Source organism: Arthrobacter sp. Z1-15 (assembly GCF_054792395.1).
Map to the genome: position 1 here is coordinate 3,101,112 of NZ_CP096454.1, position 25,983 is coordinate 3,127,094.

At 64.7% G+C, this 25,983-nt stretch carries 23 protein-coding genes and 1 tRNA gene; 1 reads left to right on the plus strand and 23 read right to left on the minus strand.

Annotated elements, in window-relative coordinates; translation table 11 throughout:
* Positions 1-104 precede the first annotated feature (104 nt).
* From rpsG to rpoB, 15 genes are all read right to left on the minus strand, one after another.
* Entirely contained in the window at positions 105-575 is a 471-nt protein-coding gene (rpsG, locus tag M1D40_RS14180; protein WP_104052741.1) for a 30S ribosomal protein S7, read from the minus strand.
* A 1-nt stretch (position 576) separates the two neighbouring features.
* A complete protein-coding gene (gene rpsL / locus M1D40_RS14185) occupies positions 577-951 on the minus strand; it encodes a 30S ribosomal protein S12 (protein ID WP_104052742.1) in 375 nt (124 codons plus the stop codon).
* A 375-nt stretch (positions 952-1,326) separates the two neighbouring features.
* Positions 1,327-2,154: an IclR family transcriptional regulator domain-containing protein gene (locus M1D40_RS14190; RefSeq protein WP_461169215.1), complete on the minus strand. Its 828-nt coding sequence runs from the start codon at positions 2,152-2,154 to the stop codon at positions 1,327-1,329.
* Positions 2,138-2,803, minus strand: coding sequence for a 3-oxoacid CoA-transferase subunit B (locus M1D40_RS14195; RefSeq protein ID WP_461169216.1), 666 nt, complete (start codon positions 2,801-2,803; stop codon positions 2,138-2,140). Before M1D40_RS14195 ends, M1D40_RS14190 begins: the two co-directional genes overlap by 17 nt.
* A complete protein-coding gene (locus M1D40_RS14200) occupies positions 2,800-3,483 on the minus strand; it encodes a 3-oxoacid CoA-transferase subunit A (RefSeq protein ID WP_461169217.1) in 684 nt (227 codons plus the stop codon). The genes M1D40_RS14195 and M1D40_RS14200 overlap by 4 nt, the downstream gene beginning before the upstream one ends.
* Positions 3,484-3,515: 32 nt before the next feature.
* Positions 3,516-4,715: a thiolase family protein gene (locus M1D40_RS14205; RefSeq protein WP_461169218.1), complete on the minus strand. Its 1,200-nt coding sequence runs from the start codon at positions 4,713-4,715 to the stop codon at positions 3,516-3,518.
* Positions 4,716-4,804: 89 nt separating this feature from the next.
* On the minus strand, positions 4,805-5,161 hold the full coding sequence (pcaC, locus tag M1D40_RS14210) for a 4-carboxymuconolactone decarboxylase (protein ID WP_341393736.1): 357 nt from the start codon (positions 5,159-5,161) through the stop codon (positions 4,805-4,807).
* Positions 5,162-5,213: 52 nt separating this feature from the next.
* Complete coding sequence (locus tag M1D40_RS14215; RefSeq protein ID WP_461169219.1) at positions 5,214-6,026, minus strand: alpha/beta fold hydrolase; 813 nt, start codon at positions 6,024-6,026, stop codon at positions 5,214-5,216.
* A complete protein-coding gene (locus M1D40_RS14220) occupies positions 6,023-7,438 on the minus strand; it encodes a lyase family protein (protein WP_461169220.1) in 1,416 nt (471 codons plus the stop codon). The genes M1D40_RS14215 and M1D40_RS14220 overlap by 4 nt, the downstream gene beginning before the upstream one ends.
* A 2-nt stretch (positions 7,439-7,440) precedes the next feature.
* Entirely contained in the window at positions 7,441-8,007 is a 567-nt protein-coding gene (gene pcaG / locus M1D40_RS14225; RefSeq protein WP_461169221.1) for a protocatechuate 3,4-dioxygenase subunit alpha, read from the minus strand.
* Positions 8,004-8,831: a protocatechuate 3,4-dioxygenase subunit beta gene (gene pcaH / locus M1D40_RS14230; protein ID WP_461169222.1), complete on the minus strand. Its 828-nt coding sequence runs from the start codon at positions 8,829-8,831 to the stop codon at positions 8,004-8,006. The genes pcaG and pcaH overlap by 4 nt, the downstream gene beginning before the upstream one ends.
* A gap of 115 nt (positions 8,832-8,946) precedes the next feature.
* Positions 8,947-10,143: a 4-hydroxybenzoate 3-monooxygenase gene (locus tag M1D40_RS14235; RefSeq protein ID WP_461169223.1), complete on the minus strand. Its 1,197-nt coding sequence runs from the start codon at positions 10,141-10,143 to the stop codon at positions 8,947-8,949.
* Between the two features lie 139 nt (positions 10,144-10,282).
* Complete coding sequence (locus M1D40_RS14240; protein WP_461169224.1) at positions 10,283-11,047, minus strand: IclR family transcriptional regulator; 765 nt, start codon at positions 11,045-11,047, stop codon at positions 10,283-10,285.
* Between the two features lie 80 nt (positions 11,048-11,127).
* Entirely contained in the window at positions 11,128-15,018 is a 3,891-nt protein-coding gene (locus tag M1D40_RS14245) for a DNA-directed RNA polymerase subunit beta' (RefSeq protein ID WP_341393376.1), read from the minus strand.
* Between the two features lie 90 nt (positions 15,019-15,108).
* Complete coding sequence (gene rpoB / locus M1D40_RS14250; protein ID WP_341393375.1) at positions 15,109-18,609, minus strand: DNA-directed RNA polymerase subunit beta; 3,501 nt, start codon at positions 18,607-18,609, stop codon at positions 15,109-15,111.
* Between the two features lie 518 nt (positions 18,610-19,127).
* On the opposite strand from rpoB, the gene M1D40_RS14255 reads away from it, so the two are divergent.
* Positions 19,128-20,360, plus strand: a complete 1,233-nt coding sequence (locus M1D40_RS14255) for an acetyl-CoA C-acetyltransferase (RefSeq protein ID WP_461169225.1) — start codon at positions 19,128-19,130, stop codon at positions 20,358-20,360.
* A 94-nt stretch (positions 20,361-20,454) separates the two neighbouring features.
* Here M1D40_RS14255 and rplL read toward each other — a convergent pair whose 3' ends face one another.
* The 8 genes from rplL to M1D40_RS14295 form a co-directional block, all read right to left on the minus strand.
* On the minus strand, positions 20,455-20,829 hold the full coding sequence (gene rplL / locus M1D40_RS14260; protein ID WP_341393373.1) for a 50S ribosomal protein L7/L12: 375 nt from the start codon (positions 20,827-20,829) through the stop codon (positions 20,455-20,457).
* 77 nt (positions 20,830-20,906) lie between these two features.
* Positions 20,907-21,467, minus strand: a complete 561-nt coding sequence (rplJ, locus tag M1D40_RS14265) for a 50S ribosomal protein L10 (RefSeq protein ID WP_341393372.1) — start codon at positions 21,465-21,467, stop codon at positions 20,907-20,909.
* 342 nt (positions 21,468-21,809) lie between these two features.
* Entirely contained in the window at positions 21,810-22,907 is a 1,098-nt protein-coding gene (locus M1D40_RS14270) for a GNAT family N-acetyltransferase (RefSeq protein WP_461169226.1), read from the minus strand.
* A gap of 122 nt (positions 22,908-23,029) precedes the next feature.
* Positions 23,030-23,737, minus strand: coding sequence for a 50S ribosomal protein L1 (gene rplA / locus M1D40_RS14275; protein WP_342023904.1), 708 nt, complete (start codon positions 23,735-23,737; stop codon positions 23,030-23,032).
* Positions 23,738-23,880: 143 nt separating this feature from the next.
* The gene (rplK, locus tag M1D40_RS14280) at positions 23,881-24,312 is read right to left on the minus strand and encodes a 50S ribosomal protein L11 (RefSeq protein WP_104052758.1); all 432 of its coding nucleotides are present in this window, start codon (positions 24,310-24,312) and stop codon (positions 23,881-23,883) included.
* A 130-nt stretch (positions 24,313-24,442) separates the two neighbouring features.
* Positions 24,443-25,267, minus strand: coding sequence for a transcription termination/antitermination protein NusG (gene nusG, locus M1D40_RS14285; protein WP_341393365.1), 825 nt, complete (start codon positions 25,265-25,267; stop codon positions 24,443-24,445).
* A gap of 95 nt (positions 25,268-25,362) precedes the next feature.
* Complete coding sequence (gene secE / locus M1D40_RS14290; protein ID WP_341393364.1) at positions 25,363-25,629, minus strand: preprotein translocase subunit SecE; 267 nt, start codon at positions 25,627-25,629, stop codon at positions 25,363-25,365.
* Positions 25,630-25,726: 97 nt separating this feature from the next.
* A tRNA-Trp gene (locus M1D40_RS14295) sits at positions 25,727-25,799 on the minus strand.
* Positions 25,800-25,983: the final 184 nt, after the last annotated feature.

The following is a 25,983-nucleotide window of genomic DNA, read 5'->3' on the forward strand; positions in this document are numbered from 1 at the left end:
TTATTTGGTGTTTGCCGGTTCGACTGCGTTTATCTGCTTCCGGCCCTGCACCCCGCCGCAGCGGGATACAGGGCCTGAAGAGCGGCCGCCGTCGGCCAGGCTTTTTACCAGCGGTAGTGGGCGAAGGCCTTGTTGGATTCGGCCATCTTGTGGGTGTCTTCGCGGCGCTTCACTGCAGCACCGAGACCGTTGGAGGCATCCAGGATCTCGTTGCGCAGACGCTCGGTCATGGTCTTCTCGCGGCGGGCCTTGGAGTAGCCAACCAGCCAGCGCAGAGCCAGTGCAGTTGCACGGCCCGGCTTGACCTCGACGGGAACCTGGTAGGTGGCGCCGCCAACGCGGCGGGACTTGACCTCAAGGCTCGGCTTGATGTTGTCCATAGCCTTCTTCAGGGCTGCAACGGGGTCTCCCCCGGTCTTCTCCTGAGCGCCGGCAAGTGCACCGTAAACGATGCGCTCTGCGGTGGACTTCTTGCCGTCAACGAGAACCTTGTTGATCAGCTGAGTGACCAGAGGGGAGCCGTAAACGGGATCCAGAACTAGCGGCCGCTTGGGGGCCGGACCCTTGCGGGGCATATTACTTCTTCTCCATCTTCGCGCCGTAACGGCTGCGAGCCTGCTTGCGGTTCTTGACACCCTGGGTGTCCAGTGCGCCGCGAACGATCTTGTAACGAACACCGGGCAGGTCCTTCACTCGACCGCCGCGAACGAGGACGATGGAGTGTTCCTGCAGGTTGTGGCCAACGCCGGGAATGTAAGCGGTTACTTCAATGCCGCCGTTGAGGCGCACGCGGGCAACCTTACGGAGCGCAGAGTTCGGCTTCTTCGGGGTGGTGGTGTAAACGCGGGTGCAGACACCACGGCGCATGGGGCTTCCCTGAAGGGCGGGAGCCTTGGTCTTGGAGACCTTGGGTGACCGGCCCTTGCGGACCAGCTGCTGAATCGTAGGCACTTTCGTGTTCTCCGTTTTTTCTCGAGATAACTTCTCTTGGTTGCATCGCCCCGCTTTCAGCTGTTGGAACAGCCGAGGGCGACGCGCTTTAAGTCGTCGTTGCCGCAATGCCCCGAGAAGTTCCGATACTCGCGCCGAAATCGACCGTAGGCGTGCAAAAGTGTGGCATTCGTTGCACAGGAACCCTGCAACCCGGAAACAGGCCCGCTCTACGAAGCTCCCGAGGGATTTCGTGAACGTCCTTCATCCACTGCCACACAAACAATTGATACTCAGTCTAGCAGACTTAAGCCTGAGCTCCCGCCGGTGCGTCCGAAATCACATCCGGACCTCCGCCCAGTAGCGGGCGATACCGGCCGGAAGGGGGCTTCAAACCTATCCGCGGGCTGCAAGTGCGGCAGTGATCTTCTCCGACGCCTCTTTCAGGGCCGGCAGCACTCCTGCAACGGCTTCTTCCAGACTACTCTCCCCGGCGCCCAGAGTTGCCTGCATGGAGGTATTTATCGCTGCGATCACTTCTCCCCCGGGGCTGCGGACCGGAACCGCAACGGACCGCAGCCCGGATTCCAGTTCCTGGTCAACCACTGCCCAGCCGGCCTCCCGGATCCTGAGCACCTCGGCGCGCAGAACCGCGGGGTCGGTAACCGTCCGTTCCGTGAACGGCTCGAGCCGCACCGTGCCCAGGTACTCCTCCAGCGCCGCGTCTGGCAAGCCTGCCAGCAGGACGCGGCCCATGGACGTGGCATAAGCCGGGAAGCGGGTGCCCACGGCAATGCCAACCCGCATCAGGCGGCGGGTGTGGATTCGAGCCACGTAGACAATGTCGGGGCCGTCCAGGATGGACGCCGATGTGGATTCGGAGATCCGGCGGGACAGGTCCTCCAGCAGCGGCTGCGCCAGCTGGGGCAGGGTTTGGCCCGACAGGTAGGAGTAGCCCAAAGCCAGCACCAGTGCGGTGAGCTCGAAGTGCCGGCCGTCCGTGCGCACGTAGCCCAGTTCTTCCAGCGTGAGCAGAAAACGGCGGGCCGTGGCACGCGACAGGCCGGTGCGGCGGGACACCTCGCTTAGGGTCATCTGCACGTGGTCCGCGTCGAAGGCCCGGATGACGCTCAGGCCGCGGGCCAGCGACTGTACGAACTGGTCGCTGGCCGGTGCCGTCTCGCTCACGTGTCCCCCATGTTTTCGGTTAGTGCTGGCTGTCATCCGCTGCGCGGATCAGCGGGATGTCCATCTTTGCCGCCAGTTCCTCGAACGTGGTTCCGAAGGTGTCACGGACGTGGACGCCGTCCTCCTTCAGGAGGAAGACCGCTTCATTAGTGTAGACGCGGGTCACGCACCCGACGCCGGTGAGCGGATAGCTGCATTCCTTCACCAGCTTGCTCAGGCCGTCCCTGGTAAACAGCGACATCATGACGTAGACGTCCTTGGCGCCGGTGGCCAGGTCCATGGCACCGCCCACTGCCGGGATGGCATCCGGGGCGCCGGTGTGCCAATTGGCCAGGTCCCCGGAGGCAGAGACCTGGAAGGCGCCCAGGACACACACGTCCAGGTGCCCGCCGCGCATGATCGCAAAGGAGTCGGCGTGGTGGAAGTAGGCGGCCCCCGGCAGCTCGGTCACCGGGATCTTTCCGGCGTTGATCAGGTCCGGGTCAACCTCCTCCCCGGAGGCTTCGGGGCCCATGCCCAGCATCCCGTTTTCGGTATGCAGGGTGACGTGCTGTTCCGGCCTCAGGTAGTTGGAGACCAGGGTCGGCTGGCCGATGCCCAGGTTCACGAAGGAGCCCGGGGCGACATCGGCCGCGACCAGCGCAGCGAGGTCGTTCTTGCCCAGCTTTTCGGTTCTGTTGCTCATGCTGCTGCCGGCGCTTTCTCCCGGTCCACGCGGACCAGGGTGTTGACGTAGATTCCCGGGGTGACCACCACTTCGGGGTCCATTTCCCCGCTAGCGACAATTTCGCGGACCTGCACAATGGCGGTCTTCGCGGCGGCGGCCATGATCGGACCGAAGTTCCGGGCGGTCTTCCGGTAGACCAGGTTTCCCGCCTCGTCGGCGCGCAGTGCCTTGACCAGCGCGAAGTCAGCGTGCAGCGGGGTTTCGAAGACGTAGCCGCGGCCGTCGATGATCCGGGTTTCCTTGCCTTCGGCCAGCGGGGTGCCGTAGGCGGTGGGCGTGAAGAACCCGCCGATGCCGGCACCGGCGGCCCGGATGCGCTCAGCCAGATTGCCCTGGGGCACCAGTTCCAGATCGATCTCCCCGGCCCGGTACCTGGCGTCGAAGATCTGTGAGTCCGACTGGCGCGGGAAGGAGCAGATGATCTTCTTTACCCGGCCGGCGCCGATCAGGGCGGCGAGGCCCTGTTCTCCGTTGCCGGCGTTGTTGTTGACGACGGTCAGGTCCCCGGCACCCTGGCGCAGCAGCGCCTCGATGAGTTCCACCGGCTGGCCGGCCCGGCCGAAGCCGCCGATCATAACGGTGGCGCCGTCGTGGATGGGCGCAACAGCCTCATCGACGTCCTGCACAATGTTGAGCACGGTTAGTCCTTACGTCTTCGTGAACTGGATTCTCAGTTGGTGTTTTCGAGTACGACGGCGAGGCCCTGGCCCACACCGATGCAGATTGCGGCCACGCCCCAGCGCTCACCGGAGTCCTGCAGCCGGCGGGCCAGGGTGCCGAGGATGCGGGTGCCGGAAGCGCCGAGCGGGTGGCCGATGGCGACGGCTCCGCCCCAGGCGTTGACGATGCCGGGATCCACGTCCCAGGCGTCCAGGCAGGCCAGGGACTGGGCTGCGAAGGCTTCGTTGAGTTCAACTGCCCCGATGTCGCCCCAGCCGATGCCGGCGCGCTTCAGCGCCGTGTTGGCCGCCTCCACCGGGGCATAACCGAAGAACTGCGGCTCGTTGGCTGCGGCTCCGCGGCCGGCGATCCGGGCCAGCGGGTCCAGGCCGAGCATTGCGGCGGCGTTTTCGCTGCCCAGCCAGGCGGCGGAGGCGCCGTCGTTCAGCGGGGAGGCGTTGCCGGCGGTGACGGTGCCGCCGGAGACGTCGTCGGAGGCCGGACGGAAAACGGTGCGCAGCGTGGCGAGTTTCTCCACCGTCGAGCCGGCGCGGATGCTTTCGTCACGGTCCAGGTCCACGCCGTCGACGGCGACCGTGAGGTCCGCGTATTTGCCGTCGTCCCAGGCCTTCGCTGCCAAGGCATGGGAGGCTGCGGCGAACTCATCCTGGCGTTCCCGGGTGATGCCGTACTTCTCGCGCAGCTGCTCGGTGGCCTCCCCCAGCGAGACCGTCCATTCCTTCGGCATGGCGGGGTTGACCAGCCGCCAGCCCAGCGTGGTGGAGGCCAGGGTGGAGTCTCCGGCCGGATACGGCTTTTCGTTCTTGGGCAGCACCCAGGGGGCGCGGCTCATGGATTCGACGCCGCCGATCAGCATCAGGTCCGCTTCGCCGGTGTTGATCTGCCGCGAGGCGATCAGTGCCGCGTCGAGGGACGAGCCGCAGAGCCGGTTGACCGTGGTGCCGGGGATCGAGGTGGGCAGGCCGGCCAGCAGGGTGGCCATGCGGGCGACGTTGCGGTTTTCCTCACCGGCTCCGTTGGCGTTTCCGAAGACCACTTCATCGATCCGCTCGGGATCGAGCCCGGGGGCCCGCGACACGGAGGCCTTCAGGACCTGGGCGGCGAGGTCATCCGGACGGACTCCGGCCAGGGCTCCGCCGAATTTGCCGAAGGGGGTGCGGACTGCGTCGTAAATATAGGCCTGGTTCACCGGTGCTCCTTGAACTAAAAAGCTAAAACTGGGACGGGGGAAGGGCTGGGATAGGGCGGAAGAGATGCGGAGAAAGAGCTGCTGCCGGCTCAGTCCGCGGCGTCGATCTCGCGGAAGACGCCCTGGGCCACCTTGAAGGCGGAGTTGGCGGACGGGACGCCGCAGTAGATCGCGGACTGCAGCACGATCTCCTTGATTTCGTCACGGTCCAGGCCGTTGCGCAGCGCTGCCCGGACGTGCATGGCAAACTCCTCCAGGTGTCCGTGGGCGATCAGCGCCGTCAGTGTGATGGCGCTGCGCATGGTGCGCGGAAGGCCCGGCCGGGTCCAGACGGTGCCCCAGGCGTACTGCGTGATCAGGTCCTGGAAGTCGGTGGTGAACTCGTCCTTGCCGGCGTTGGCGCGGTCCACGTGCTCAGCGCCGAGGACCTCGCGGCGCACCGCCATGCCCTCGTTGTATACGTCCTGCCGGCTCTTGTTGGCGTCTGCGATCACTGCGTTACTTCCCTTCGAGGTACTGGGCGCCGAAGAAGTCCTTCAGCAGTCCTGCGGTTGCGGCCGGCTGCTCCACCGGTACCAGGTGCGCCGCGTCGTCGATGACGGCGGCGGTTCCGTTGGCCACGCGGTCGGCAATGAGCTGCGCGAACGACGGCGGGGTGACGACGTCCTCGGCGCCGGCAACAGCGAGCATGGGAACGGTGATGTCCGGCAGCCGTCCGCGGACATCGAAGGTGGCCAGTGCCCGGCAGCAGCGGGCATAGGAGAAGCGGTCCGCGTCCTGCAGCGAGTGGAGCAGGGCGGCAGCGGCAGCGGGCTCCCGGTCCATAAAACCCGGGGCAAACCACCGCTGCCCGGAGCCGACCACCTGCGTGGGTGTCCCCTGCACGCGTACCGTTTCCGCGCGTTCCTCCCACGCCCCGGTTTCACCGATCTTGGCACCGGAACAGAGGACCGCGATGCCGTCGAACAGCGCACCGTGGTCGAGGCCGAGCTGGAGCCCGACGGCACCGCCCAGCGATACCCCGGCGTAGAAGACCGGGACATCTGCGGCAACGTCCCCGGCCTCCCGGGCGCCGGTAACCATGGCGGCGACGGCGGCGGCAAGGTCCGCGACGCTGAAGGATTCCGTGGCAGCGGGGCTGGCGCCATGGCCGGGCAGGTCCCAGGCGATGACGGTGAAGGTGTCCAGCGCTGCGGCGGCCCGGCTCCACAGCGGCAGGGCCGCGGTGCCCAGCGACGGGCCGGCAATCAGGACGGGGGCCGCGGGGCCGGCGTTGGAAAGGCGGGAGGCCTTGATGGCGGGGATGCTCATGCTGAGGGCTTTCCGGGGTAGGCCGCGGTGATCCGCTCGATGAGGGCGGCGGTCTCCCCCAGGTATTCGGCGGGGTCGAGGATGTTCTTGAGTTCCGCATCGGAAAGGACCTGTTGGGGCACCGCTGCGCGCAGCAGCTCTTCGAAGGGCTCACCGGAGGACAGCGAGCGGGCAACCGTGCCGGCGATGATTTCCCTGCCGCGTCCGGGCACGCCGTCGTCAAGCAGGGGGGCGGCCACAGCCATGATTTTCTCGCTGACCACCAGGGGACCGGCGGACTCCAGGTTCCGGGCCAGCGCGTCCGTGTGGACCTGCAGGCCTTCGGCCAGTTCGGCCAGCTTGGCCGCAGCACCGCCGGCGAGGCGGAGCAGGGAGCGCAGGGCCTGCCATTCCACGTGCCAGGAGCCGCTGGGCCGTTCATCGTCAGCTGCGGCGGCGGCAGCGTTCAGTTGCAGGCCGTAGCCGGGGGCGGCCAGGGCCGCGCTGCGGATCAGGACGGACAGCACGGGGTTCTGCTTCTGCGGCATGGCGGAGGAACCGCCGCGGCCGGCGGCGCGGGGTTCGGAAACCTCGGCGATTTCCGGCCGGCTGAGCAGCAGGACATCGTTGGCGACTTTCCCTGCCGCGGCGGTGAAGTCCTGCAGGGCGGCCCCAAGGGCGGTCACCGGCAGCCGGTTGGTCTGCCAGGGTGCCACGGGTTCGGCCAGCCCGAGGGCGCGTGCCAGGCGTGCGGTGAGGTCGAAGGCGGTGGCACGCTCTGCCCCGGGGGCGGCCGAGCCGGCTGCCAGGGACACTGCGGCGAGGGTGCCGGAGGCACCGCCCCACTGCAGCTGGAGATTTTGGGCAGCCGTGCGCAGCCCCTGCGCGGCACTGCCGACCCCGTGCAGCCACTGGGCGGCGCGCAGGCCGAAGGTGGAGGGCAGCGAATGCTGGGTCAGGGTCCGGGCGACACACAGGGTGGCGGCGTGCCGGCGGGCCGTCTCACCCAGGGCAGCGGCGGCCCGGTCGGCATCAGCCAGGATGCTCTCCAGGGCGCGCCGGGCCAACAGCATCAGGGCGCTGTCCATGATGTCCTGGCTGGTGGCGCCCCGGTGGATGGCGGCGGCGGCTTGCGTGGACAGTGCCTTGGCCTGGGCCCGGAGGTCGGCCAGCAGCGGAATGACGGGGTTGCCTCCGCCCTGTGCCCGCTCGGCGAGGGACGCGGCGTCGTACCGGGAGGCATCGCTGACGGCGGCTACCGCGGCAGGAGCCTCCGGATCGGCCAGCCCGGCGGACGCCAGCACGCGCACCCACTCGAGTTCCACGTCCAGGAGGGCCTGGAGCAGCTGGCGGTCCCCGGTCAGTTCCGCGGTGCGCGTACCCGCCCAGGCCGGGGACAGCAGTCCGTAATCCGCGCTGTCGGCTGTGCCCACGGTTATGCCCCCGGGTAGGTGAGGAAGACGGTTTCGTCCTCGCCCTGCAGGCAGATGTTCCAGCGGAGTCCGCCGTCGGCCTCGCGGGTGGCAACGAGGGTGCGCCGCCGGTCCTCGGGCAGCGAGGACAGCAGGGCATCACGGGCCAGCGCCTCTTCGTCATCCGGCAGGTACATCCGGGTGTGCAGCTTGTTGAGCAGGCCGCGGGCAAAGACCACGAAGGAAATGAAGGGTGCGGAGCCTTCCTCCGTCGGACCAGGATTCACCGTGGTGAAGGTGTAATTGCCGGCGTTGTCGACGGCGGTGCGGCCCCAGCCGGTGAAGGTGTAGCCGTCGCGGACCAGGGAGCCGGCGCGCTGGGGGATGTTACCCTCGGCGTCAGCCTGCCAAATCTCCAGCAGTGCGTCCGGGATGGTGTCTCCGGCGCCGTCGGTCACGGTGCCCTGCAGGCGGACACTGCCGGGCATGCCCGGGGGCAGCAGCTGGTTGTCCTTTTCGAAGGGGAGGGCATAGCCGTAGAACGGGCCGATGGTCTGGCCGGGCGTGGCGGATAGCTTCTGCTCGCTCATGACTCTGCGTCCTCGTCTTCCATCCAGGTGCGGTTGCTGCCGGTGAGCACGATGTCCCAGTTGTAGCCGGTGGCCCACTCATGCGAAGTGATGTTGTGGTCGTAGGTGGCTACGAGGCGGTCGCGTGCCTTGGAGTCGGTGATCGACTGGTAGATCGGGTCCAGGGCGAAAAGCGGATCCCCGGGGAAGTACATCTGGGTGATCATGCGCTGGGTGAAGTCGGTGCCGAAGAGCGAGAAGTGGATATGCGCCGGCCGCCAGGCGTTGTAGTGGTTCTTCCACGGGTAGGGGCCGGGCTTGATGGTGGTGAACTCGTAGGAGCCGTCGTCGGTGGTGATGCAGCGGCCGACGCCGGTGAAGTTCGGGTCCAGCGGCGCGGGGTGCTGGTCGCGCTTGTGGATGTAGCGGCCGGCGGAGTTGGCCTGCCAGATTTCCACCAGCTGGTTGCGCACGGGGTGTCCGTCACCGTCCAGGATGCGTCCGCGGACGATGATCCGCTCCCCCAGCGGTTCGCCGTTGTGCTGGATAGTCAGATCGCTCTCGAGCGCGTGGACGTCCTGGTGACCGAAGGCCGGGGACCACAGCTCAATGGTTTCGGGGTCCACGTGGTGCGGATCCTTGGTGGGATGGCGCAGGAGCGAGCTGCGGTAGGGCGGGAAGTCGATGCGGGGCTGGGTTTCCTCGGCAGCGCCGTCGTCCACCCGCTTGGAGTACTCCGCGTGGACCGAGGCGATTTCGGCGGAGATCTGGTCCTGCGAAGCCTCGGCCGCGTCCAGCTTCTCGATGACATGGCTGTTCGAGAAAAGATCCTCTTCCATTTCCATGGTTCTTCCTTTCAATGAAACGCTCCGTCGCGCTTCTGCTCTCCAACCATCCACGTGGTTGGGACCACATTACACGGATTGTTCGGCTCATGGACAGGTGTTCGCGATGCGAACGCTAGCTGTGCGGCCATCCGGTGTAGGCCTCAGCCAGATACGCACTGCCGTGCCGGGAGCCGACGACGCCGCTGAGCTCTCCCAGCACGCGCTTGCGCTCGAAGGGGCTGGCATCCGCCCGGGTATGCAGCATCGATGTCATCCAGTAGGAGAAGTTCTGGGCCCGCCAGACCCGCTGCAGGGCCTTGTCGCTGTAGCCGTCCAGCAGGTCCGCGGACTTGGTGGCATAGAAGGAGTCGATGGCTTCGAACAGCACCCTGACGTCCCCCAGGGCCAGGTTGAGCCCCTTGGCGCCGGTGGGCGGAACCGTGTGCCCGGCGTCACCCGCCAGGAACAGGTTGCCGTACCGCAGGGGTTCACACACATAGCTGCGGAACTTCAGGACGGTCTTTTCGAAGATCGGGCCCCGCGTCAGCTCGAAGCCGTCCGGGCCGTCCACCCGGGCCTGGAGTTCTTCCCAGATGCGGTCCTCGCTCCAGGCGTCAGCGTCCTCGTTTGGATCCGACTGGAAGTACATCCGCTGGACGGAGTCGTTGCGCTGGCTGATCAGGGCAAAGCCGCGGTCGGAATGGGCGTAGATGAGTTCCGGGGCGCTGGGGGCTGCCCGGGTGAGGATGCCGAACCAGGCAAAGGGGTATTCAATAAAGTTGTCCGTGCGTGCTTCCTTGGGGATGGAGCGCCTGCAGATGCCGCCGGAGCCGTCCGAGCCCGCCAGGATGTCGCAGTGGATCTCAAAGTCCCGGCCGTCGCTGTCGGTGAACAGGATCTTCGGGGTGCCGCTCGCAAGGTCGGTGACGGATGTGTCGCTGACTCCGTAGCGGACATCGCCGTGGTCCCGCTCCCGGGCCGCAGCCAGGTCGGTGAAGACCTCGTTCTGCGGATACAGCCATACGGACTCCCCCACCAGGTCTTCAAAGTCGATCCGGTGGCTCTCCCCGCCGAAGCGCAGGTCAATTCCCTCGTGGCGGTACCCTTCGCTTAGCACCCGGTGGCTGACCCCGGTGTCGGTCAGCATGCGCACGCTTCCATGCTCGAGGATGCCGGCCCGGTGGGTGGTGCGGATGGTTTCATGGTCGCGCTTTTCCACCACGATATTGTCGATCCCGGACTTCGACAGCAGGTGTGAAAGCATCAGTCCGGCGGGGCCTCCGCCCACAATGCCGACCTGCGTCTTGAGGACAGTGCGCTCTGCACCCATCTGTTGCTCCCTTGAACTTTGTTGCGGACACTACCCCCCCCAGTGTGACCGCCGGCACACAGGTGACAGCAAAGCCATTCTCATTGATTGGGAAAGAAACGAAGCTGCCAGCCGTTTCGGACGCAGGAGCTGCCGGCAGTCAGCGCTGGTAGTGCGGCCCGGCGGCCTCCGCGCGGACGCCCAGGCCGCGGGAGATCCCGCGGGCGGCAGTCATGAGGGCAGGGATGGTTGTGGAGATGTGTTCGCTGCCCGTGGGCACCACGACGCCGATGGCCGCCACGGCCGTGCCCCCTGCACCAAAGACCGGGACCGCGATTCCGGTGGTGTCCTCAACGACGGCTCCGGGCAGGCTTGCACTGCCGTGAAGGCGAATCTTTGCCCAGGCCGAACGCAAGTGCTTCTCTTCGGAGGCGTCCGGGTTCCGCTGCTGAAGGTACTCCTCCTGTACATGCCGGGGCGAGTGGGCCATCATCACCATTCCCGAGGACGAGATGTGGACAGGGAGCCGGCCGGCGACTTTCGCCTGGTTCAGCACCGATCCGTGGCTGGAAAGGCGTTCGATGAACAGGACCTCATCCTCTCGCAGCACGGACAGCTGGGTGTGCTGCCGGACCACTGCCTGGATGTCTTCCATAAACGGCATGGCAATCTGCTTGAGGCCGAGGGCTGCGGAGCTGCGGCTGGCAAGTTCCCAGAGGCGAAGGCCAAGCCGGACGCCGTCGGCCTCCCTCTGCAGGAAGCCGTGCGCCGTCAGCTCGTTCACGATCCGGTGCGCGGTGGACAGCGGCAGCCCGGCGCGGCGGGCCAGCATGGCGACGGGCATCACCTGGCGGGTTTCGTCGAAGGCGCTGATGACCCGCACGATCCGGCTGGTCATGGACTCGCCGCTCGGGGAATTGGCCATGACTCAAGTCTGGCACAGCCGTTAACGCGGCAGGTCCCGCACCCAGTGGGTGCGGGACCTGCCGTTTGGTTGCGTTTTCCTTAGCGGAAGTCGCTGCCCATGTCGTAGTCATCCAGCGGGATGGCATGGAACTCGGGGCTCAGGCCGCCGTCCACTCCGGCGTAGTCGAAGTCGCTGAAGGCGCTCGGGCCGGTAAACAGGTTGGCCTTTGCTTCTTCGGTCGGCTCGACGGTGACCTCGGTGTAACGGGGCAGGCCCGTTCCGGCCGGGATCAGCTTACCGATGATGACGTTTTCCTTGAGGCCGAGCAGCGGATCGCTCTTGCCTTCCATGGCCGCCTGCGTCAGGACGCGGGTGGTTTCCTGGAAGGAAGCAGCGGACAGCCAGGACTCGGTTGCCAGCGACGCCTTGGTGATACCCATGAGCTCGGGACGGCCGGAAGCCGGCTTCTTGCCCTCGGATACAACGCGGCGGTTCTCGCTTTCGAAGCGGCGGCGCTCAGCGAGCTCGCCCGGAAGCAAGTCGGAGTCGCCGGACTCGATCACGGTCACGCGGCGCAGCATCTGGCGGACGATGACTTCCACGTGCTTGTCGTGGATGCCTACACCCTGGCTGCGGTACACGCGCTGGACTTCGTCCACCAGGAATTCCTGTGCCTTGCGCGGGCCGAGGATACGGAGGATCTGCTTGGGATCCACCGCACCGAAGACCAGCTGCTGGCCAACCTCAACGTGGTCGCCGTCGGCAACCAGCAGGCGGGCACGGCGCAGGACCGGGTACGCGATTTCCTCGGAGCCGTCATCGGGAGTGACAACCAGACGCATCTGGCGGTCGGACTCTTCGATGGTGACCCGGCCCGCGGTCTCGGAGATCGGAGCAACACCCTTGGGGGTACGTGCTTCGAAGAGCTCCTGGATACGGGGCAGACCCTGGGTGATATCTTCCGCGGAAGCAACACCACCGGTGTGGAAGGTACGCATGGTCAGCTGGGTACCCGGCTCACCAATGGACTGTGCAGCGATGATACCGACGGCCTCGCCGATGTCCACGGTCTTACCCGTGGCCAGGGAGCGGCCATAGCAGAGTGCACAGGTACCGACGGCGGACTCACAGGTGAGTACGGAGCGGACCTTGATGTCGGTGACGCCGGCTTCGAACAGCTTCGCGATGAGGACGTCGCCCACATCGTCGCCGCCCTTGGCCAGGACATTGCCCTGGGCATCGGTGACGTCGGTGGCCAGCGTACGGGCGTACGCCGAGTTCTCGACCTCTTCGTGCAGCTGCAGTTCGCCGTTGGAGTCCGGAACCGCGATGGTGACGTTCAGGCCGCGCTCGGTGCCGCAGTCTTCCTCGCGGACAATGACGTCCTGGGAAACGTCCACCAGACGACGGGTCAGGTAACCCGAGTTGGCGGTACGCAGAGCGGTATCGGCAAGACCCTTACGGGCACCGTGGGTGGCGATGAAGTACTCCAGAACCGACAGGCCCTCACGGTACGAGGACTTGATCGGGCGCGGGATGATCTCACCCTTGGGGTTGGCCACCAGGCCGCGGATACCGGCAATCTGCCGGACCTGCAGCCAGTTACCACGGGCACCGGAAGACACCATGCGGTTGATGTTGTTTTCCTTGGGCATGTTCGCACGCATGGCCGCAGCAACTTCGTTGGTTGCCTTGTTCCAAATGTCGATGAGCTCCTGGCGGCGCTCGTCTTCTGCGATCAGGCCCTTGCCGTACTGGCTTTCCACCTTGGCGGCCTGTGCTTCGTAGACCTCCATGATGGCCGGCTTGTCGATCGGCGCGGAGATGTCCGAGATGGCAACGGTGACGCCCGAGCGGGTGGCCCAGTAGAAACCGGCGTCCTTCAGGTTATCCAGCGTTGCCGCCGTCATAACCTTCGGGTAGCGCTCTGCCAGGTCGTTCACGATGGCGGACAGCTGGCCCTTGTCGGCAACCTTCTCAACCCACGGGTAGTCCGCCGGCAGGGTCTGGTTGAAGATTACCTGGCCCAGGGAGGTCTGGATGAGGGCGGGGGTGCCTTCTTCCCAGCCTTCCGGAGCCGGACGGTCGGCGGAGGGCACGAAGCCTTCCAGGCGCATGCTGACCTGAGCGTTCAGGTCCAGCTCACCGAGGTCGTACGCCATCAGTGCTTCGGACGGGGTCGTGAAGAACCGTCCTTCGCCTGCTGCGCCTTCCTTCTTGGTGGTGAGGTGGTGCAGGCCGATGATCATATCCTGCGAGGGCAGGGTCACCGGACGGCCGTCCGAGGGCTTCAGGATGTTGTTCGAGGACAGCATCAGGATGCGTGCCTCGGCCTGGGCCTCCGGGCTCAGCGGCAGGTGAACTGCCATCTGGTCACCGTCGAAGTCGGCGTTGAACGCACCGCAGACGAGCGGGTGCAGCTGAAGGGCCTTGCCCTCCACCAGCTGCGGCTCGAATGCCTGGATACCCAGGCGGTGCAGGGTGGGTGCACGGTTGAGCAGCACCGGGTGTTCGGTGATGATCTCTTCCAGCACGTCCCAGACCTGCGGGCGGAAACGCTCGACCATGCGCTTGGCGCTCTTGATGTTCTGCGCGTGGTTGAGGTCAACCAGGCGCTTCATCACGAACGGCTTGAAGAGCTCCAGCGCCATCTGCTTGGGCAGACCGCACTGGTGCAGCTTCAGCTGCGGACCGACGACGATCACGGAACGGCCGGAGTAGTCAACGCGCTTACCCAGAAGGTTCTGGCGGAAGCGGCCCTGCTTGCCCTTGAGCATGTCGGACAGTGACTTCAGCGGACGGTTGCCTGGTCCGGTGACCGGACGGCCGCGGCGGCCGTTGTCGAACAGCGAGTCAACAGCTTCCTGGAGCATGCGCTTTTCGTTGTTCACGATGATCTCGGGGGCACCGAGATCCAGCAGGCGCTTCAGGCGGTTGTTGCGGTTGATGACGCGGCGGTACAGGTCGTTGAGGTCGGACGTCGCGAAACGTCCGCCGTCGAGCTGCACCATCGGGCGCAGTTCCGGCGGGATAACCGGAACGGCGTCCAGGACCATGCCCAGCGGGCTGTTGGTCGTGGTCAGGAACGCGTTGACAACCTTCAGGCGCTTCAGGGCACGCGTCTTGCGCTGGCCCTTGCCGTTCTGGATGATGTCGCGCAGCAGCTCGGACTCGGCCTGCATGTCGAAGTCCTCAAGGCGCTGCTTGATGGCTTCGGCACCCATGGAGCCTTCGAAGTACAGACCGTAGCGGTCGCGCAGTTCGCGGTAGAGACCTTCATCGCCCTCGAGGTCGCCGACCTTGAGGTTCTTGAAGCGCTCCCAGACCTGCTCGAGGCGCTCGATGTTGTTGTCGGCGTCGCGGCGGACCTTGGCCATCTGGCGGTCGGCGGAGTCGCGGGCCTTCTTCTTGTCCGCAGCCTTGGCGCCTTCGCCCTCGAGGCGTGCAATTTCGCCTTCGAGGTCCTTGGCAATGGCTGCGATGTCGGAGTCGCGCTGGTCAACGAGGTGCTTGCGCTCCAGGTCGTGCTCAGCCTGCAGGTTCGGAAGTTCCGCGTGGCGGTTTTCTTCGTCGACCGAGGTGATCATGTAGGCGGCGAAGTAGATGACCTTTTCGAGGTCCTTCGGCGCCAGGTCCAGCAGGTAGCCCAGACGGGACGGGACACCCTTGAAGTACCAGATGTGGGTCACGGGAGCGGCAAGCTCGATGTGGCCCATGCGCTCGCGGCGCACCTTGGCACGGGTAACCTCGACGCCGCAGCGCTCACAGATGATGCCCTTGAAGCGCACGCGCTTGTACTTACCGCAGTAGCATTCCCAGTCGCGGGAGGGGCCGAAGATCTTCTCGCAGAAAAGACCGTCCTTCTCCGGCTTCAGGGTTCGGTAGTTGATGGTTTCCGGCTTCTTGACTTCGCCGTAAGACCAGCCGCGGATTTCATCCGCAGTGGCAAGGCCGATACGCATGAGGCCGAACGTGGAATCGTTGGACATGGGTCCCTGTTCTCTCTTGTTCTCTAAATCTGAATGTCTCGGGTACGGGAAGAGGGAGGAGACCGGTCCGCCGAAGCGGACCGGCGCCTGCTAAACCTCTTCTACTGAGCTCGGCTCTGCGCGGGACAGATCAATACCCAGCTCTTCCGCGGCCCGGAAGACTTCTTCATCCGAGTCACGCATTTCAATCGTGTTGCCCTCGGTGGAGAGTACTTCCACATTCAGGCAGAGCGACTGCATTTCCTTGATGAGCACCTTGAAGGACTCCGGAACGCCGGGCTCCGGGATGTTCTCGCCCTTGACGATGGCTTCGTAGACCTTCACGCGGCCGTGGATGTCATCCGACTTGATCGTCAGCAGTTCCTGCAGCGTGTAGGCGGCGCCGTACGCTTCCAGGGCCCAAACTTCCATTTCACCGAAGCGCTGGCCACCGAACTGTGCCTTACCACCCAGCGGCTGCTGCGTGATCATGGAGTACGGGCCGGTGGAGCGTGCGTGGATCTTGTCATCGACAAGGTGGTGCAGCTTCAGGATGTACATGTAACCCACCGAGATGGGCTCCGGGAACGGCTGGCCGGAGCGGCCGTCGAACATCCGGGCCTTGCCCGATGCGCCGATCAGGCGGTTGCCGTCACGGGTCACGTTGGTGGAATCGAGCAGGCCGGTGATTTCATCTTCACTGGCACCGTCGAACACCGGGGTGGCAACCGTGGTGGGACCGGATTCGCGCGGCAGTTCGGGCAGGTTCTTGACCCACTCCGGATTGCCGTCGATCTTCCAGCCCTGCTTGGCAGCCCAGCCGAGGTGGATTTCCAGGACCTGGCCGACGTTCATTCGACCCGGAACACCCAGCGGGTTCAGGACGATGTCGACGGGGGTTCCGTCTTCCATGAACGGCATGTCCTCGATCGGCAGGATCTTGGAGATGACGCCCTTGTTGCCGTGGCGGCCGGCCAGCTTGTCGCCGTCCGTGATCTTGCGCTTGTGCGCCACGTAGACGCGCACCAGCTGGTTCACGCCCGGGGGCAGCTCGTCGTCGTTGTCGCGGTCGAAGATGCGGACACCGATGACGGTTCCCGACTCGCCGTGGGGAACCTTCAGGGAAGTGTCGCGGACCTCGCGGCTCTTCTCGCCGAAGATAGCCCGCAGCAGGCGCTCTTCCGGAGTCAGTTCCGTTTCACCCTTGGGGGTGACGCGGCCAACCAGGATGTCGCCGGCTTCAACCTCGGCACCAATGTGGATGATGCCGCGCTCGTCCAGCTGGGAGAGCACTTCCTCGGACACGTTGGGGATGTCACGGGTGATTTCCTCGGCACCAAGCTTGGTGTCGCGGGCATCAACTTCGTGCTCCTCGATGTGGATGGAGGTCAGGACGTCGTCGGAGACCATGCGCTGGGAGAGGATGATCGCATCCTCGTAGTTGTGGCCTTCCCATGACATGAATGCCACGAGCAGGTTCTTACCCAGTGCCAGTTCGCCCTGGTCCGTGGAGGGACCGTCGGCGATGATGCTGTTGACCTCGACGCGTGCGCCTTCGGAAACCAGGACCCGCTGGTTGTACGCGTTGCCCTGGTTGGAGCGCGCGAACTTCATGATCGGGTAGTTGGACTCGGTGCCGTCGTCGTTCATGACGGTGACGAGCTCTGCGGAGACCTCGGTGACGACGCCGGGCTTGACGGCGGTGACGGAGTCACCGGCGTCGACGGCGGCGTACTTCTCCATGCCGGTACCCACAACGGGGCGCTCGGAACGGAGCAGCGGCACGGCCTGGCGCTGCATGTTCGCACCCATGAGGGCGCGGTTGGCGTCATCGTGCTCCAGGAACGGAATCAGGGCCGTAGCCACCGACACCATCTGGCGCGGGGAAACGTCCATGTACTCCACGCCTTCGGGCTCAACGAGCACGGGCTCGCCGGAACCGCCGCGGGCACGGACGAGGACGAGGTCCTCGGCGAAGTGCTGGTCTTCGCGCAGCGGAGCGTTTGCCTGGGCAATGGTGCGCTCTACTTCGTCGTCGGCGGTCAGGTAGTCAACCTGATCGGTGACGACGCCGTCGATGACCTTGCGGTACGGGGTTTCGATGAAGCCGAAAGCGTTGATCCGGGCGTAGGACGCCAGCGAACCGATGAGGCCGATGTTCGGGCCTTCAGGGGTTTCGATGGGGCACATGCGGCCGTAGTGCGAGGGGTGGACGTCTCGGACTTCCATGCCTGCACGGTCACGGGACAGACCACCCGGGCCCAGCGCGGACAGGCGGCGCTTGTGCGTCAGTCCGGCGAGCGGGTTGTTCTGGTCCATGAACTGCGAGAGCTGGGAGGTTCCGAAGAACTCCTTGATCGCTGCCACGACGGGGCGGATGTTGATCAGCGTCTGCGGCGTGATGGCCTCGACGTCCTGAGTGGTCATGCGCTCGCGCACAACACGCTCCATGCGGGACAGGCCCGTACGGATCTGGTTCTCGATGAGCTCGCCGACGGCGCGGATACGGCGGTTGCCGAAGTGGTCGATATCGTCGACCTCGACGCGGATGTCGACGTCTTCGCCGTTGCGCTTGCCCGGGACGGTCTTCTCGCCGGCGTGCAGGGCAACCAGGAACTTGATCATGGCAACGATGTCATCGTTGTTCAGGACCGAAGCATCGGAGTCCGTCAGCGGCTTGTCGATGCCCAGCTTGCGGTTGATCTTGTAGCGGCCAACCTTGGCCAGGTCGTAGCGCTTCGGGTTGAAGTACAGGTTGTCCAGCAGGGTCTGGGCAGCCTCGACCGTGGGCGGCTCGCCCGGACGGAGCTTGCGGTAGATGTCCAGCAGGGCATCCTCGCGGGTTTCCGTGGGGTCCTTCTCCAGGGTGGCGCGGATGGAGTCGTATTCGCCGAAGGTCTCGAGGATCTGGCCTTCGGTCCAGCCCAGGGCCTTGAGCAGGACGGTGACGGACTGCTTGCGCTTGCGGTCGAGGCGGACGCCGACCTGGTCGCGCTTGTCGATTTCGAGTTCGAACCATGCACCGCGGGAAGGAATGATCTTCGCGGTGTAGATGTCCTTGTCACTGGTCTTGTCCGCGGTGCGCTCGAAGTAGGCACCCGGCGAACGGACCAGCTGGGAAACAACGACACGCTCGGTGCCGTTGATGACGAACGTTCCCTTGTCTGTCATCAGCGGGAAGTCGCCCATGAACACGGTCTGCTGCTTGATTTCGCCCGTGTTGTTGTTCATGAATTCGGCCTTAACGTACAACGGGGCCGAGTACGTTGCGTCCCGGTCCTTGCACTCAGCCATGGTGTACTTCGGGTCGGCAAACTCCGGCTCGGTGAAGCTCAGGGACATGGTGCCCTGGAAGTCTTCGATCGGGGAGATTTCCTCGAAGATGTCAGCCAGTCCGGAGGTGGTGGCAATGCCCTGTTCCCCGGTCTGCTTAGCCTTCTCTACGCGCGCCTTCCAGCGCTCGTTGCCGACCAGCCAGTCAAAGCTGTCGGTCTGAAGGGCAAGAAGATTGGGAACGTCAAGAGGTTCGTGAATCTTTGCGAATGAAATCCGGGGAGCGATGTTCTCCGGGATGTTAGCGGTTGCATTATTAGAGGTGCTCGAGGCGACCAAGAGGGATCCTTCCACAGACCTTCAGGCGTGTTTCGCGCCTCCATCTCTGCACAGAACGGACCTGGTCCGCGTGCGTCCTTGCATCCTGCCGGGCGCGCGAAACGCTGCCTGGCACAGGACAAAGCCCACCGCTATATGAAGGCTGAAGGTTAAGAGAGGGAAGCAAATATTAACTATAGGGCATTATGGGCAGACAAGTCTACCCGGCGCCGCAACCCTGCATGGCTCGACCCGCCGGTTCCAGTCGAATGATTCGACCGCTGGATCCGTGGAACGGGGAGCTACAGGCAACACCGGCGCACCGCTGACGCATCGGATACGAATATCTTACCGTACGATCCCCGGATTGTGGGTGCCGGGGGTGTGGGGGGCCTCACCGCGGCGTGACGAGGCTCTCCCCCGCCGCATTCCGTTGACGTACCCTTGTTCCAGCGCTGCATCCGTGCTCACCGCCGAGCACGAACAGGATGCGCATCGGCCGCACCTGCACAGTCAACGACGAAAGTAGATTTTCCGCCATGAACAACCGCCCAGAGAAGGCCTCCGCAGGCCAAGAAGCAGCCCCATCCGACGTGGTGATCGTTGGAGGCGCCCGCACGCCGCAGGGCCGGCTGAACGGCCAGCTTGCCCCCTTTACCGCAGTTGAACTGGGCGCTTTCGCCATCGCCGGCGCACTGGAAAAGTCCCGCGTTCCGGCTGCTGACGTGCATGCGGTCATCATGGGGCATGTGGTCCAGGCCGGCTGCGGCCAGAACCCGGCCCGCCAGGCTTCCATCAAGGCCGGGATCGGCTGGAACGTTCCGACCGTGACCATCAACAAGGTGTGCCTGTCAGGTCTTGCCGCCGTCATTGATGCCGCCCGCCTGATCCGGGGCGGTGAAGCCACCGTGGTGGTGGCCGGCGGCCAGGAATCGATGAGCCGCGGCCCGCACCTCCTGCCGGGTGCACGCCAGGGCTGGAACTACGGCAATATTTCCGCACTCGATTCCGTGTCCCACGACGGTCTTACCGATGCCTTCGACAATGACTCCATGGGCATCTCCACCGAACGCGGCAACACCAAACTGGCGATAAAGCGCCTTGAACAGGACGAGGTTGCGGCCGCCTCGCACCGCCGGGCGGCAGCGGCCATGGCTTCCGGTGTCTTCGACGCGGAGATTGTTCCCGTCACCGTTCCCCAGCGCCGGGGCGAGCCGCTTGTGCTCACAGCCGACGAGGGCGTCCGGCCCAACACCACTCCCGAGACACTCGCCGGCCTGCGTCCGGCTTTCGATCCCGAGGGCACCATCACAGCGGGGAACTCGTCCCCGCTGTCCGACGGTGCCGCCGCCCTGATCCTGACGACCCGCGCCTATGCCGAGGAGAACGGCCTGGACATCCTCGCCGTCGTCGGCGTTCCGGGCCAGGTGGCAGGCCCGGACAACACGCTGCACTCCCAGCCGTCGAACGCCGTCTTCGCCGCCCTCGACCGGGCGGGCTGGAGCGCCTCGGACCTGGACTTCATCGAGATCAACGAGGCATTTGGCGCGGTTGCCGTCCAGTCCCTGAGCGAGCTGGGCATGGACCTGGACCAGTGCAACCTCAACGGCGGAGCCATTGCGCTCGGCCACCCGATCGGTGCTTCCGGCGCCAGGCTGGCCCTGACCGCAGCCCACGAGCTGATGCGGCGCGGTTCCGGACGGGCTGCCGTTGCCCTCTGCGGCGGCGGCGGACAGGGCGAGGCACTGCTGCTCTGGCGCGAGACGTCCTAACGCCCCGAAGGGCTTTAAACACAGAAAGACCCCGTCCCAAGGGACGGGGTCTTTGCCGTATCCGCGGCCGGAACCGCGGAAGAAAAAGCTACTACTACTTGACGGTAACCGTGGCGCCGGCAGCCTCGAGGGCTTCCTTTGCCTTCTCTGCGGCTTCCTTCGTAGCGCCTTCCAGGACAGCCTTCGGGGCGCTGTCGACAACGTCCTTGGCTTCCTTCAGGCCCAGGGAAGTCAGGGCACGAACTTCCTTGATGACTGCGATCTTCTTGTCGCCGGCGGCTTCGAGGATGACGTCGAATTCCGTCTTCTCTTCCTCGGCCTCGGCAGCACCGGCGGCGGGACCGGCAACTGCAACAGCAGCAGCGGTAACGTCGAAGGTCTCTTCGAAGAGCTTCACGAAATCAGAAAGCTCGATGATGGACAGTTCCTTGAAGGCTGCAATGAGCTCTTCGTTGGTCAGCTTCGCCATGGTGTGGCGTCCTTCCTATAAGTGGTGCACGGGCACCATATGGCGCCTCGGCACCGGAGTGTGGATTGGAAGAGCGATTACTCTTCGGTGGCTGCTTCTGCGGCCGGAGCTTCTTCAGCGGCCGGAGCCTCTTCAGCGGCGGGAGCAGAGTCGCTTCCCTCGTCGAGCTTCAGGCGCAGTGCATCAACCGTGCGAGCCAGCATGGACATCGGTGCCTTAAGGACACCGGCGACGCGTGCGAGCTGGAACTCACGGGATTCAAGAGCAGCCAGAGCGACAACACCGGCGGCGTCGAGGTTGTTGCCCTCGAAAACACCGGTCTTGATGATCAGCTGCGGGTTGGTCTTGGCAAAATCCGTCAGGCTCTTTGCAGCTGCAACTGCGTCACCCTTGATGAAGGCAATTGCAGTGGGTCCGGCGAGCTGGCCGTCGAACGCGTCGATGCCGGCTTCCTTGGCTGCAATGCCAGTCAGGGTGTTCTTGACGACCGAGTACTTAGTGTCCTGGCCGAGCGAACGACGCAGCTCCTTGAGCTGTGCAACGGTGAGCCCGCGGTATTCGGTTAGGACGGCAGCAGTTGAATCCTTGAAATCTGTGACGATCTCTTCAACAGCCGATACCTTTGTTGCGGTTGCCATCTAACCCTCCTTCCGGGGAATAGTGCCGGTGGATCGGGTCCCGAACATAAAAAACGCCCCGGGCAGATGCACGGGGCTGAGCAGCAGGAGCGCAGACGCGCATCCAGTGGCTGAGTTCGTTCACCTGCGCAGGCCGCCCTGTGAAGGGACTTTCGGATGTCCGATCAACCGGAGTCCACCCGCGCAACTGGAGATCCAGGAACAGGGATGGGGTTGAAAGCACATCGACCGACGGTCTTTGGTATATCCAGAGTACGGGAGAATCACCGCCGGGCCAAATCCCGCCGCGGCCGCTGTAACTCGCCGCGGCCGGAGGGGAGCCGACCGCCGGCTGAGGAACAGCTACCGGACGGGCTGAAGCTTCTGCCATTCGCCCGAATAACCCGCGGGCTCAAAACCGAGCTGGTTGTTGATGGCCAGCATGTAGTCGTTCTCGACAGCATTCCAGGTCCAGATACGGGCGGCTTGGGGCAGCTCCCGCCCCAGGCGGATCAGGTTCGCCGTCTTGAGCAGCATGCCCAGCCGGTGTCCGCGGTGCTCGCGGAGCACCAGGGTGTCGTCCTGAAACGCGACGGCGGGGTTGGCGTTGAACACCATCAGGAGCGTGTGCCCGGCAAGGTGCCCTGTGGGGCGGTGCCTGACGGCGCTGACGAGGACCTCCGCATCCATGTCCCGCGCCTTCCGTTCGTCTTCCCGGATCCGTGCGGCGTCCCAGTGTTCCTCTTCGAGGTCCAGGCCTGCCATCGGTGCGTCGGTGCTCATTTTCTGCCTCAGCACCGCATAGGAATCCACCAGCTGATCGGGGCAGGGGCCGCGCCAGAAGACGAGTTCGTAGTCGCTTCCCGCAGCGGCTGCGGCGTCGTCAAGCGCCTCCCGGCCGACGGACGCATCCGCCAGGTTCAGCAGACTGATGCGTTCCACCTGCTCCAGGGTGAAGCCGGCCGCTGCGGCGAACGCCGCAGCGGCGTCTGCCGGGATGGTGCCCGTGCCGCTTTTCGGGGCGATGGTACCGGTGTGCTGTTCCGGCTGCGCCGGATGCTCGGTTTCGCCCAGGAGCGTTGTTCTTCCGCAGGCGGCGGCGGCCTGCTCGGCAGCGGCATAGAGGCGCGACCCCAGTCCGGTGCGGCGCGCGTGCGGTGCGACCACCACATTGACGTAGGCCGAATGCGTGTTGTCCGCCAGCGGCAGGCCCAGGGTGGCCAGCCCCAGGATTTCGTCGCCGTCCCGTGCAGCCAGCAACACCCGCCGTCTCACGGGGGTGGCGCGGCAGCCGGCCAATTGGGTTTCCGGGCTGTCATGGAAGTCAGAGTTCCCCCACAACTCAAGCATGTGATCATTGAGCAGCCGGCCTGCGGCGATAAAGTCCGCAGCGGCGGGGTCCCCGGCATCGAGTGTTGCGGGGATGGCCAGCGGAGCGATCACGACGGATGTTTGAGTCATGGCTCACATCCTGCCGGAAGTGTCTGCGGATACGCAAAAGGCGGCCGCAGCATAAGCTGCGGCCGCCTTGAGCGGATTCGGGACGGCGGGCGTCCCTGGAGCCGGTGCGGCCCTAAAGCCAATTACGCGTCGGCGAGAACCTTGGTGACGGCCGGGTCAACGGAGATGCCCGGGCCGAATGTCGTGGAGACGGTGGCCTTCTGGATGTAGCGTCCCTTGGAAGCGGACGGCTTCAGGCGCAGAACTTCTTCGAGGGCTGCAGCGTAGTTCTCGGCCAGCTTCTGCTGGTCGAAGGACACCTTGCCGATGATGAAGTGCAGGTTGGAGTGCTTGTCGACGCGGAAGTCGATCTTTCCGCCCTTGATGTCGGTGACAGCCTTGGCGACGTTCGGGGTAACCGTACCGGTCTTCGGGTTCGGCATCAGGTTACGCGGGCCCAGGACACGGCCCAGGCGGCCGACCTTGCCCATCATGTCGGGGGTGGCAACGGCGGCGTCGAAGTCGACCCAGCCTGCTGCAACCTTTTCGATCATGTCGTCGGAACCAACGAAGTCAGCGCCGGCTGCAATAGCCTGCTCTGCCTTCTCGCCCGTTGCGAAAACCAGGACGCGTGCGGTCTTACCCGTACCGTGGGGCAGGTTGACCGTGCCGCGGACCATCTGGTCAGCCTTACGGGGATCGACGCCCAGGCGGAATGCGACCTCAACGGTTGCATCAAACTTGGACGGATTGGTTTCCTTCGCCAGCTCTACAGCCTCAACCGGTGCGTACAGCTTGTCCGCATCAATCTTGGCTACAGCTGCTTCATATGCTTTGCTGCGCTTTGCCATCTGCTTTTTCTCCTTGTGCAGTTGTGGTCTGTCGGACCGCGCTCGGCCCTGCCACACGCCGTCGCACCTGTTGGCGCGATCGGCTTTTTATGAGTGTAAATGTTTGTTCCGCAGGCGAACCCGCGTCACGGGGTGAAGGCTAATTAGCCTTCTACAGTGATGCCCATGGAGCGGGCGGTGCCGGCGATGATCTTGGCGGCAGCCTTCACGTCATTGGCGTTGAGGTCTTCCATCTTCATGGTGGCGATCTCTTCGACCTGGGCCTGCGTCAGGTTGGCAACCTTGGCGGTGTGCGGGGTTGCGGAACCCTTGGCGACGCCGGCAGCCTTCTTGATCAGCTGGGCAGCCGGAGGGGTCTTGGTGATGAAGGTGAAGGAACGGTCTTCGTAGACCGTGATCTCCACGGGGATGACGTTGCCGCGCTGGGATTCGGTTGCAGCGTTGTACGCCTTGCAGAATTCCATGATGTTGACACCGTGCTGGCCAAGTGCCGGACCAATCGGAGGAGCCGGGTTGGCGGCACCTGCGTTGATCTGCAGCTTGATGAGGCCGGTGACCTTTTTCTTGGGGGCCATGAAAGGGTCCTTCTCTAAATTATGTTCCCGGGGAACAGGAGCGTCCGTCCGGGTTGGTGGCCGCCATGGCGTGGCGGCCGGACGCTGCCGGCAGGGTAAAGCGGACCTGCAGACAACGAAGTCTTTTGTGCTACTGCAGCTTGGTGACCTGGCCGAAGCCAAGGGTCACCGGAGTCTCGCGCTCGAAGATCGTCACGAGGACCACCAGCTGCTGGGACTCGGGCTTGATCTCGGAGATCGTGGCCTGGAGCGTCTCGAACGGGCCTTCGTTGACCGTTACGGGCTCGCCGACCTCGAAGTCCACTGCGTAGTTCGAGGACTCCTGCGCGGGCTTGCCGGCTTCGATCTTCGGCGCAACCACGGTGTGCTCGAGCATGGAGTAAACCTCTTTGAGGCTCAGCGGCACCGGGTTGTGGGCGTTGCCCACAAAGCCCGTGACGCCGGGGGTGTGCCGGACAACGCCCCAGGATGCATCCGTCAGTTCCATGCGCACCAGGACGTAGCCGGGAATGCGCACCCGGTTGACGATCTTGCGCGTGGTGTTCTTGATCTCGACGACTTCTTCCATCGGAACCTGGATTTCGAAGATGTTCTCTTCCATGTCCAGGGTCTGGATGCGGGTCTCGAGGTTGGCCTTCACGCGGTTTTCGTAACCTGCGTAGGAGTGGATGACGTACCAGTCACCCTCCTGGCGGCGCAGCTTGGCCTTGAAGGCCTCGGCCGGGTCTTCCTCGGGCTCTTCGGAGCCTTCGGAATCGTCGGCGGCGGACTCGCCGGAGGCTGAGTCATCGGAGTCTGCGGAATCAGAGTTCACGGCCTCGTCGGCGTCGGCATCTTCTGCCGGCACACCGTCCTCAGCGGGCGCCTGGGCGCCGTCTGCTGCGGTCGTTTCATCCTCGGTATCCAGATCAGCGGTTTCGTCATTGATCTGTGATTCGAGTTCTTGCTCGGACACGTAGATTCCTGCTTTCTTCTTCAGAGCTCTATGGGGTTTGTCACTAGCTCAAAGGCCTGCGGTTCCTGCCCTTGGGGCGGAACACAGGCAGGGCGCTAGCTCTCGCCGCTACCTTCACCGAAGATCCACAGTGCTCCCGCACCAAAGACAAAATCCAGAACTGTCACGATAACGATCATCACGACCACAAAGGCCAGAACCACGATGGTGTATCTCAGCAGTTCCTTGCGGGTGGGTGTGACCACCTTCTTCAGTTCAGCAATAACCTGACGAAGGAAGAGCGCAATGGCCGCGAAGAAGCCGCGCTTCTTCGGCCCGCTGGAGGGGTGTCCCTTGGAGCTGCTGGCAGCTGTCTCGGTCACCTTTCGCCTCACTCATCTGTTAGGTTCACAGCCGCAGCGCGTGCTGGGACTGCTGCTTCATGAAGGACTGCTGAGCTGCCGTGATGACAGCCGTGCGCAGGGCAGACAGGACTCGAACCTGCAACCTGCGGTTTTGGAGACCGCTGCGCTACCAATTGCGCCACTACCCTATGGAGGAAACCACTCTACCGGTAATGCCCCTCGTCAGCGAACCGGCGACAGGCACAGACCAGTGTCGAGACTTCAACACCGAAGGTCTAGTCTACTCAAAGTTTGCGGTTCCGTCGAACCGGGGCTTTTCGGCACCGTCAAGGGGGACGGCAGCGCACTGTTCCGGACACCGGATCGGGGGCT